The sequence below is a fragment of the Streptomyces alkaliphilus genome, assembly GCF_014141535.1.
Classification (GTDB): domain Bacteria; phylum Actinomycetota; class Actinomycetes; order Streptomycetales; family Streptomycetaceae; genus Streptomyces; species Streptomyces alkaliphilus.
Map to the genome: position 1 here is coordinate 1 of NZ_VKHT01000096.1, position 9,036 is coordinate 9,036.

A 9,036-nucleotide genomic window follows, 5' to 3' on the forward strand; every position below is an offset into this window, starting at 1 on the left:
CACCTCCTGAAGACAGCCCTCTCAACACCAGACGGTTACGTAGCCCGCGAACTGCTCACCCACCCCAACCCCTCGCTCGTGCTCGAAAACAAGGAGAAACAAGCCCTCACCACAGCCCTCCGCGCCTCCGCCCTGAACCGGGGCAGCATCCCCGAGAACCTGCAGCACGAACTCGAAGAATCGGCCGCGCTCAGCGATTCGGTCATCACCCACCACACCGCCCCTGACTCGCCCCACGGGGTGTGACCCGGATGTGCGGGAAATAGGGTGATCGATGGTGCCGGCGCCAGTCATCGGGCATGACCCGGGCGGTGGCAGGCGCCGGTGACAGCCGGGGCGCTCCGCCCGCCGCCGTATCCGCTCAGGCGTTACGCGTCGCCAACGCGGTCGTCGTCCGTGACGCCGGGTGTTGCTCGTGTGCCGGCGCGATGACGGCGCGCCCGGCCCGACCTGGCAGTTCCCCGCCGGGGAGATCGAAGCGGGGGAGACCGCCGAGGAGGCGGCCGTCCGGGAGACCGAGGAGGAGACCGGATTGGTCGTCCGGGTTGTCGCGCTCCTGGGGGAGCGCGTCCATCCGAAGACCCGGCGGCTCATGTCCTACGTCGCCTGCGAGGTGGTCTCCGGAACCCCGCACCTCGCCGATGCCGAGGAACTCGCCGAGCTGGCCCGGGTCACGCATCCGGAGCTGCCCGGGTACGTGCCCTACGGGCTGTTCGGCCCCGTCCAGGAGTATCTGGACGACTCCTTGCGGGGATGACCGATCAGTGGGCGGGAGCCCACACCCCGGTATCGGAGCAGGACCGGAGGCTCTCCAGGCGCCGGACGAGTTCTGCCGAGGCCGCTTCGTCCCCGGCGTCGGCCCGCCGGATGTAGGAACCCAGGGTGTGCAGGTCCCGGATCCGGCAGAGGACCGGAAGCCCGGGCCAGTCCCGGATGTCACGGCCGTACCCGGCGCCGAAGCGTTCCAGCTCCTGTTCGGTGCGTCCGAAGCGCACGCCCTGGTAGGTGTTGGCGAGGTCGAGTTCACGGGGGCCGAAGGCCGCCTCGTCCCAGTCGCCGAGTCGTGCCGAGGAGCCGTCCCACAGGGTGTTCCCCGGATAGGCGTCGCCGTGGAGCAGTCCGGGCCCCAGAGGCGAGTCGAGCTGTTCGTAGGAGACGAGCAGTTCCTCGATCCGGTCCGTGAGCCAGGCGCGGTGGTGGGCGGACAGGGAGGTGCCGGCGGCCACCCGCTGTTCCAGGGACGCCAGCGGACGGAACTCGGGAAGGGGAACGGGCGGGAGGGGGAGGGCGTGCAGGGCGCGCAGCATGGCACCGAGGTGCCCGGCGTCGGGAGCGGGCCCGTCGGGCTGGGGGTAATGCTTCCAGAACGTGACGGTGTGGGTCCCGGTGGAGAAGGGCTGCGGGACATCGGCGGGCTCGGTCGCGGGAAACCCCCGGGCGCAGAGCCACCGGGTCAGGGCGATGGCCCGTTCGAGGGCCTGTCCCTGGTCCGCGCTGCCGACCCTCACGACCGTGGCGGCCTCGGGCAGCAGGAAAACCGTCGTCGCGTGCTCGTGCAGGCGGGTGAGCGAGCGGTGCGGGAGCCCGGCGGCGAGGCAGGCCCGGCGGGCGGCGGACTCCGGCGAGGCCGTGGTGGTCATGGCAGGGGAACTCTCCGTGCGGTGTCGATCGCCTGGAAGCCGCGGACGGCGTCGGCCAGTTCGCGTGCCGTTCGGTTGCCGGCGAGCCGCGGCTGCTGAAGCAGCGTACCGACCCGCCGCATCGCCACGCCGATCTGTCGAATCCGTAGGCCGGTGGGCATCCGCAGGAGCCGCTCCAGATGGTCACTGCCGGAATCCGGGTCCCCCATGCCCAGCCGGGCGGTCACGATGTCGACCCGTGCCAGGGCCTCGTCACCGTAGGAGCGGTCCTCCGGCGAGCCGTGCTCGTAGAGTGCCACGGCCCTCGACGCGTGTCTCTCCGCCGGGGCGAACTCGCCGAGGAGCGCGTACGTGCTGCCGATGTAGTACTCCTGCTTGGCTTCGGGGAACGTCAGCAGCCCGCCGATCTGGGTGAACTCGTCCACGCGCGGTTGCTCCTCCCGCGCCCTCCGCAGCTCGTCGAGGGCGGCCAGGGCGGTCTCGCGGTCGCCGACACGGGCCGCCGCGCGGGCGGTGATCGCGGCAGTGCGGATGCGTGTCTCGCCGGGCGGGGCGAGGGCGGTGGCTTGGCGGATGTGCTTCAGGGCGGCGGGCTTGTGGGGAGACCATTCGGCGATGAGGGCGGCCGTGCCCTTCGTCCACGCCTGAAGACCGGGATGGTCCGCCAGTTGCGCGCACGTCCACGCGGCGCGGATCTGATCCATGGCCGGGCGAGGAGCGCCGAGGTTCTGGGAGGCGTGGGCGAGGAGAAGGCAGCTGGTGCCCGCGAGCAGGAACAGCTCGCGGGTCTGCCGCGGCGGCTGCCGGCATTCGAGGAGGGAGAAGGCCCGGTCGCGGGTGGCGAGCAGGTCGGTGAACAGGGGCGGCAGGGGAGTGTGCACGTAGTCGGTGGCGATGGCGGCGATGTCGTAGGCCAGGGACTCCAGGTCGTCCTCGCCGACGCAGCCGGCGCTCATCGACTCGGTGAAGGACAGGGACCGGGAGGCCGCCCGCACGGCCAGGCCGTGGAGATCGGCGGTGGGCGCCTCCGTCCCCCGCGGTTCCGACGGCGCGGCCGGCGCCGTCACGGCCGTCACCGCCGCTTCCGGGCGCTCCGGTGCCGAAGAGCTCGGCAGAGGGAAGAGCGCGTCCGGGGCTCCCGCCCCGCGAAGGAACCGTGTGACCTTGTCGATGCTGGTCAACCGGCGCGCGCCGGATTCGAGCATCGACAGGAAGCTCTGGCTGAGGCCGGTGAGCCGGGCGAGGTCGCTCTGGCGCAGTCCGGCCTTCCGTCGGATGAGGACGCTGGCCTCGCCGAAGTCGCAGATGGCGATGGCCTGTCGAACAGCCGGGTCACTCCACACGAGGTCCGGGATGGTCGGGAGCGGCGCCGGAACGTCCTGTACGCCGCGCGAGCAGGAGGCGCACCGCTCTTCGTCGTTGTACCGGCTCAGTCGACATCCACAACCTGTGCACGAGCGCACGTGGTACGGCATGGTCACCCCCGGGCTTTCCGGCACACGAGCGTAGGCCGGGGGCGGCGCGGGGCCGTATTTCCGCTGTCATACGACTCCGTGAGGAGCCGGGGCTTCCCCGGGCGCCATCACCACGGAAGGCAGACGGGTTGGTCCATCACACCGGCGATATCGCCCGGCGAATGTGTGCTCCGGCTCCCGGATCGGCACAGTGGGGGCTGTCCGCACCCGTCGCGGACGGCCCCTCCGGAAGACCGTCATGGAGTGATCGATGCCCACTGCCACCCGTGCCGGGATGCCCTGGCACGTGCAGCTTGTCGAGTACCCGCCGCCGCTGACCGGTGGACGCGCCGACATCGTCCAGACGGGTTCCCGGCTCGGCATGTGCACGCTCGACGACATGCGGAAGCTCGGTCTTCCCGTGGGCCCGGTGCTGTACTGCGCGACGCACCTGCTGTTGCACATCCCGGTGGAGCTCGGCACCGCGCACCGCTGGCACGTGCCGCAGACCCTGTGTCGGCCGGGCTCGACCTCCTGTGTGGTGACGGGGCCGGAGACAGGGGGCGGAAGATGCCACCGCATCTGGATGACTCCCCATGACTCCACCCACGGCCGCACGAGCGCCTCGGACCTTCGGCACCGGCTGCTGGTCATGCGATCGGCTCTGGCGACCGGCAGAGCGGCGTGAAGCGTGTGCCCCCTGCCCGGCCGATCCCCGGGGCTGTCGGGGGCGGGTGGTGTTACGCGCCGCCCGAGGCTATGGCGGCCATCAGGCCGGGAACGTCCTTGAGGCCCGGCAGGACGATGTCGGCCCCGGCCCGGGTGAGCTGTTCCGGGGTGGTGGTGCCCGAGGCGACGCCGATGACCCGGGCGCCCCCCTCGATGCCGGTGCGTACGTCTTCGAGTGAGTCCCCGATGATCACGGTGTTGGCGCGGGTGAAGACCGCGCCGTGCCGACGGTGGGCGTTTCGCTGGGCAATGGCCACCAGGGCGGGGCGGTGGGGGTCGTCGGAGGAGTAGCCGCCGAGGGCGGCGTCCAGAAACCGGTCGAGCCCGAGCGTGGTGAGCTTGATGAGGGCACTCGACCTGAGGTTGCCCGTGACGACGGTCGGTATCAGGTCGGGGTGCTCGTGGACGGCCCGAAGAGCCTCGACGGCGCCCGGCATGAGGATGCCGCGCTCCCTGATCGCCGCTCGGTGCCCGCTCAACCGGGTCGGGAGCTGCTCGATCATGCGGCGGGTGAAGTCGGCGATGTCCTCTTCGGCCACCCCGTTGTCGCGCAGGAAGCCCTGGATGGCGAGCGGCATGGTCATGCCGGTGCCACGGGCCGGAAAGACGGCTGCCGGGCGCCCCACGACATCGGCGAAGGCTTCCCGGTACACCTGCCGGTCGAAGTCGCCGACGTAGAGCAACGTGCGGTCTATGTCCCACAGGATGAGCGTCGGGGCGGGGGCGGTGGTCACGTACGGCCTTCCGTGAGGGGCAGGGTGGCGATGACGCGTTCGGTCAGGTCCCGGGCGGGTGGCGTGTCCCGGTACGGGGCCAGTTCCTCCGCGATGTCCTCGAGATGATCGCGCAGGCGTGCCGACCGGAGGCGCTCGGCGAGAGTGAGCGCGTCGTGGGCGGTGGTGCAGCCGGCCTCGAGATCCCCGTTCCTGATGTGGGCGATCGAGGCACGGGACATGATCAGGGCGCGGGTGCGGGCCTCGGCGGGATTGTGGGCCTCACGGGCACGGACGAGGCTGTCGAGCGCCGGAGCGGGCTCCCCGAGATCGAGGTGACAGCTTCCGGCCTGGCTGTGGATCTCGCCGTCCTGCATCCAGTACAGCCAATGGGGATCGTGCTCGGAGCGCCCCCTGGAGCAGTGCTCGGCGGCCTGCCCGAGGGCCTTGAGGGCGGCCTGCCGTTCGCCGAGTTTCGCGTGGCCCCGGGCCTGACGGGTCAACAACATGGCGTGAAGAGCGGGGGCGTCGAGGTGCCTGATCTTCTCGCGTGCCGCCCGGGCCGCGACGACGGCGTCACGCGGACGGCCGGTGGAATATCCGTGGATGGCCAGGTAGGACAGGGCGCCCGCCCCGAGCCGCACATCGGCGCCGGCGTGGGCGGCGCGTAGCGCTCCGAGCAGGTAACGCTGGGCCGCGACCGGGTGGCCGGAGTCGAAGGTGAACCATCCGGTCTGGGCCGCCGTGTCGGCGGTGATGGCCGCGAGGCGACGACCGGTGGCCTCGCGGTACGAGCCCTGCCGGAGAAGCCTCAGCAGGACGTTCAAATGGGCTTTGCCCAGATCCGCCAGTGCGCCACTGCCGTCGCTCGCGTCCATGAGACGCAGGTGGTCCGTGGTGGCCTGGAGGTGGTCCAGCAGGGAATCGGGGATCCGGGCGCCGGCGACGGCCCGTTCCAGGGGCTCGGTCTCGGCGGTGCTCCAGTGGTGGATGTAGGCGGTCAGGGCGAGACCCGTCGCTGTGAGGAAGTTCCGGCGTTCCATGGTGGGGCCTTCCACGGCGTCGGCCAGTGCCGTCACCATACGGTGAGCGGTCCACGGGAGGGACGGGTCCGTCGCCCCGCTGTCGTCCGTCGAGTCGGCCAACCGCGTGGGAGGCATCCGGCCGGGGAGATGGACGGCGACCAGGTCGGCAGGGGCGGAGACGCCGTCGAGGAACGCCGCGACCTTGTCGATGTTGGTCAGGCGTCGGGTGCCGGACTCCAGCAGGGACAGGAAGCTCTGGCTGAGGCCGGTGAGATCGGCGAGGTCCTGCTGTCGGAGCGTGGCGAGGTGCCGAATCCGGCGGCTGAGCCGGCCGAAGTCACCGGCGCGCAGGGCGTCGAGCACCCGGGGGTCCTGCCACACCCCGTCCGGGACCACCGAGACGGGAGACGGCGCCGCGGGGGCCGTGCGCGCGCAGGAGGCGCAGGAGGTGTCGGGGTTGTAGCGGCTGAGTCGGCAGCCGCATCCCGGACATCGTCGCTCGCCCCCCGGCATGGTCTGCCTCCCGCGTCGGTTCCCCGCCGCCGGGACCGCTCAGGGTGAAGTCCCGGATCACTCCAGTGATATCACCGTGCGGATGTGCGCGTGCACCCAATCGCCATCACTCTTGTCGCTCACTCAACCCACCAGTCGGCCCGGGCTTGGCAGGGCCGCGCGAGGAGTACAAGAGAGGCGACGTTGATCGGCTTCACCCGCCACAGCGCTCACCCGGGTCGTCCGCGTGGTGTGCGAAGGCCCCGCCACCAGAACCCGCACCGTTCGGTACGTGCCCTCCACCGTCCCGGTTCCGCGCCGGTGGAGCGGTGATGTCGACCCTCGGGCAGAACATCGTGCCGTGGACGCTCGCGCTGTTGTTCTTCTGCGCGGCGGTGGCGGGGGGATGGGGTTGGAGGCTCTCCCGGGAGCGTCGCCGGCCGCTGGAGCGGGAGGTCCGTCGGCAGCGGGAGACCCTCCGCGTCCGGGACGAGGAGCTGCGTCACCTGCTGCACCACCGTGCTCCCGCACGCATCGCGGCGACGAGCGATGGCTCAGGCGGAACCGATCCCGGCCCGCTCCACCCGAAGGTGGCCGACACGGGATTCGGTGAGGCGCTGGACGGGGTGCTGCGTCTGTTCGACGACGCGGCCCGCCAGGCCGAGGAGAACACGCAGGGCCTGCTGCTGGCGGTGGCGCGCAAGCTGCAAGGGCTGGCGAACACCCAGCAGGTGAAGCTGACGGAGATGACCCGTCGGCACGACGATCCCGACTTTCTCCAGGATCTGATGGACATCGACCACACCACCGCCCAGATCCTGCGCCGGGCGGTCGGTATCGCCGTCGTCTGCCAGGCCTGGCCGGGTCGGCAACACAATGCCACCCCGGTGTACGACGTGGTGCGGGGCGCGGTGGGCCGGATCCTGGACTACAAGCGGATCCACATCGCGCGGGTGGAGGACAACCGGGCCGTGGACGGGCGCGCGGTGGAGGGCCTGGTCGTCGCGCTCGCCGAGCTGTTGGAGAACGCCACCCGCTATTCGAGCCCCGCCACGATGGTGCAGGTCCACCTCCAGCTCACGTACAACGGGCTCGCCATCGTGATCGAGGACGCCGGTGTCGGCCTGAACGCGGCCGACCGGGAGAGAGTCGCGCGACTGCTGAACCAATCGGACTTCTCCATCGCCCACCTGGGAAGTCCGCCCCAGTTCGGGTTGGTGGCCTGCGGTGCGCTGGCCCGCCGCTACGGCTTCGGGGTGAGCGTGGACTCCGGCTCCGCCTTCGGCGGCGTTCGGGCCGTCGTCAACGTGCCCAGCGCCCTGCTCACGGAAGCCCCGCTCACCCCGCCCCCGCCCGGTTCTCCCGGCACGCCGGCCGCGCCCGTACCGGCGGACACCGGAGCCGGCGCCCGGCCGGTCCGGGACACCACGGCCGGTGGGCTCCCCCGCAGGCGCCGCACCCGGTCGGACGCCCCGCCGGGCCACCGGGACGAAGCCGGACAGCAGACCCTGCCGACACCCGATCAGGCTGCCGCCTCGCTCGACGCGTTCGTGCGCGGCAGCCGGAGCGCCGCCGCGGCCGGTCCACCCCACGAAGAAGGGAGCACGGAATCATGACGCACAACCGAGACGCCTGGATGCTCAAACAGGTTCTGGAGCAGCCCGAGGTCTACGACGCGATCCTGGTGTCGGCCGACGGCCTGGTGACCGCCCACTCCGACGGACTGGACCGGGACAAGGCCGACCGGATCGCCGCCGCGCTGTCGGGGGTGCAGTCGACCAGCAGCCAGACGGCGGCGTTCTGCCGGGTCACGAAGGACGCCTGGCAGCAGAGCCTGGTGCAGTTCAAGGACGGCTTCGTCATCACCATCCCCGCCGGCGACGGGGCGTATCTGGCGGTCGCGGCCTCGGGCTCGGCGGACATCGCCCAAATCGGCTACCGCATGCACGAGGTGGTGGGCCAGCTCGGTGGCCGGATGAACGCGGAACCTCGCCAGGACACCGGCAACCCGGCATGAGGCCGCGGCGACGGCAAGACCTGGTGCGGCCGTTCGTCCTGACCGGCGGGCGGGCGAGGCCCACCCGGAACACCCACGTGCTCGACGTGGTCACGATGGTCACCGCGACCGGCGACCGACCGTTGTACGGCCTGCAACCCGAGCAACTGGCCATGATCGAGGCCTGCCGTGACGGCTATCTGGCCGTGATCGAGGTGGCCGGCCACACCGGGCTGCCCCTGACCCTGACCCGGGTTCTGCTCGCCGATCTCCTCGACACCGGCCACCTCGTCACCCGGGTGGCCGAACCCCCCGCCGCGACGAACCGCGCCGCCGAACCCACCGACGTCGACATCCTGGAGAGGTTGCTGCATGGCCTCAAGGCTCTATGACGGCATCCACGTGCGCGACAGCGTGCAGATCGCCGCGAAGTTGATGGTCGTCGGCCCGTTCGGGGTGGGCAAGACAACGCTGATCGGCGCCGTCAGCGAGATCGAACCGCTGCGCACCGAAGAGCGCATGACCCGGGCCGGAGCGGCCGTCGACGACCTCTCCGGGATCCGGGACAAGACCACCACGACCGTGGCGCTGGACTTCGGTCGGCTCACCGTCGACGACTCCCTGGCCCTGTATCTGTTCGGCACACCCGGCCAGGAGCGGTTCGCCCACCTGTGGCAGGACCTGGCCCGTGGTGCCTACGGCGCCCTGGTGCTCGCCGACGCCCGTGACCTGAGCCGGTCCTTCGAAGCCCTCAACCTCGTCGAGCGGTACGGACTGCCCCACGTGGTCGCCCTCAACGTCTTCCCCGACACGCCGGATCACCCCGCCGCCGAACTGCGCGAAGCCTTCGACCTCGCCCCCGGCACGCCACTGCTCACCTGCGACGCACGCGACCGCGCCTCCGCCAGGGACGCCCTGATCCGTCTCGTCCAGCACCTGTACGACCGTCTTACGGAGGCACCGTGACCACCCCGCCTCACCCCCACC

The 9,036-nt window shown here is 71.3% G+C and carries 10 protein-coding genes and 1 pseudogene; 7 read left to right on the top strand and 4 right to left on the bottom strand.

Annotation, left to right across the window (positions count from 1 at the left end):
• A pseudogene (locus tag FNQ90_RS05585) lies at window positions 1–246 on the top strand (hypothetical protein); the annotation flags it as partial.
• Between the two features lie 169 nt (window positions 247–415).
• Window positions 416–757 (top strand): NUDIX hydrolase, encoded by a 342-nt coding sequence (locus FNQ90_RS05590; protein ID WP_407699309.1) that lies wholly within the window; start codon window positions 416–418, stop codon window positions 755–757.
• Between the two features lie 4 nt (window positions 758–761).
• Here FNQ90_RS05590 and FNQ90_RS05595 read toward each other — a convergent pair whose 3' ends face one another.
• On the bottom strand, window positions 762–1,640 hold the full coding sequence (locus FNQ90_RS05595; protein WP_182605239.1) for a phosphotransferase: 879 nt from the start codon (window positions 1,638–1,640) through the stop codon (window positions 762–764).
• Window positions 1,637–3,115, bottom strand: coding sequence for a helix-turn-helix domain-containing protein (locus FNQ90_RS05600; protein WP_194432265.1), 1,479 nt, complete (start codon window positions 3,113–3,115; stop codon window positions 1,637–1,639). The genes FNQ90_RS05595 and FNQ90_RS05600 overlap by 4 nt, the downstream gene beginning before the upstream one ends.
• A gap of 250 nt (window positions 3,116–3,365) precedes the next feature.
• On the opposite strand from FNQ90_RS05600, the gene FNQ90_RS05605 reads away from it, so the two are divergent.
• Entirely contained in the window at window positions 3,366–3,782 is a 417-nt protein-coding gene (locus tag FNQ90_RS05605) for an SAM domain-containing protein (protein WP_182605240.1), read from the top strand.
• Between the two features lie 52 nt (window positions 3,783–3,834).
• On the opposite strand, the gene FNQ90_RS05610 is transcribed toward FNQ90_RS05605, so the two are convergent.
• Window positions 3,835–4,557, bottom strand: a complete 723-nt coding sequence (locus FNQ90_RS05610) for an HAD family hydrolase (RefSeq protein ID WP_182605241.1) — start codon at window positions 4,555–4,557, stop codon at window positions 3,835–3,837.
• Window positions 4,554–6,074, bottom strand: a complete 1,521-nt coding sequence (locus tag FNQ90_RS05615; protein ID WP_182605242.1) for a helix-turn-helix domain-containing protein — start codon at window positions 6,072–6,074, stop codon at window positions 4,554–4,556. The genes FNQ90_RS05610 and FNQ90_RS05615 overlap by 4 nt, the downstream gene beginning before the upstream one ends.
• A gap of 311 nt (window positions 6,075–6,385) precedes the next feature.
• Here FNQ90_RS05615 and FNQ90_RS05620 point away from each other — a divergent pair, with 311 nt between their 5' ends.
• Genes FNQ90_RS05620 through FNQ90_RS05635 form a run of 4 tightly spaced genes read left to right on the top strand, consistent with a single transcriptional unit; the run spans window position 6,386 to window position 9,015 of the window.
• The gene (locus tag FNQ90_RS05620; protein ID WP_182605243.1) at window positions 6,386–7,669 is read left to right on the top strand and encodes an ATP-binding protein; all 1,284 of its coding nucleotides are present in this window, start codon (window positions 6,386–6,388) and stop codon (window positions 7,667–7,669) included.
• A complete protein-coding gene (locus tag FNQ90_RS05625) occupies window positions 7,666–8,070 on the top strand; it encodes a roadblock/LC7 domain-containing protein (RefSeq protein ID WP_182605244.1) in 405 nt (134 codons plus the stop codon). Before FNQ90_RS05620 ends, FNQ90_RS05625 begins: the two co-directional genes overlap by 4 nt.
• Window positions 8,067–8,441, top strand: coding sequence for a DUF742 domain-containing protein (locus tag FNQ90_RS05630; protein ID WP_182605245.1), 375 nt, complete (start codon window positions 8,067–8,069; stop codon window positions 8,439–8,441). The genes FNQ90_RS05625 and FNQ90_RS05630 overlap by 4 nt, the downstream gene beginning before the upstream one ends.
• Window positions 8,422–9,015: a GTP-binding protein gene (locus FNQ90_RS05635; protein ID WP_182605246.1), complete on the top strand. Its 594-nt coding sequence runs from the start codon at window positions 8,422–8,424 to the stop codon at window positions 9,013–9,015. The genes FNQ90_RS05630 and FNQ90_RS05635 overlap by 20 nt, the downstream gene beginning before the upstream one ends.
• The last annotated feature ends 21 nt before the right edge of the window (window positions 9,016–9,036 follow it).

What these genes read in the sequence shown, in the direction of transcription:
- FNQ90_RS05595 (WP_182605239.1), bottom strand. Translation starts at nt 1,640, where the DNA reads ATGACCACCACGGCCTCGCCGGAGTCCGCCGCCCGCCGGGCCTGCCTC.
- FNQ90_RS05600 (WP_194432265.1), bottom strand. Translation starts at nt 3,115, where the DNA reads ATGCCGTACCACGTGCGCTCGTGCACAGGTTGTGGATGTCGACTGAGC.
- FNQ90_RS05605 (WP_182605240.1), top strand. Translation starts at nt 3,366, where the DNA reads ATGCCCACTGCCACCCGTGCCGGGATGCCCTGGCACGTGCAGCTTGTC.
- FNQ90_RS05615 (WP_182605242.1), bottom strand. Translation starts at nt 6,074, where the DNA reads ATGCCGGGGGGCGAGCGACGATGTCCGGGATGCGGCTGCCGACTCAGC.
- FNQ90_RS05620 (WP_182605243.1), top strand. Translation starts at nt 6,386, where the DNA reads ATGTCGACCCTCGGGCAGAACATCGTGCCGTGGACGCTCGCGCTGTTG.
- FNQ90_RS05625 (WP_182605244.1), top strand. Translation starts at nt 7,666, where the DNA reads ATGACGCACAACCGAGACGCCTGGATGCTCAAACAGGTTCTGGAGCAG.
- FNQ90_RS05630 (WP_182605245.1), top strand. Translation starts at nt 8,067, where the DNA reads ATGAGGCCGCGGCGACGGCAAGACCTGGTGCGGCCGTTCGTCCTGACC.
- FNQ90_RS05635 (WP_182605246.1), top strand. Translation starts at nt 8,422, where the DNA reads ATGGCCTCAAGGCTCTATGACGGCATCCACGTGCGCGACAGCGTGCAG.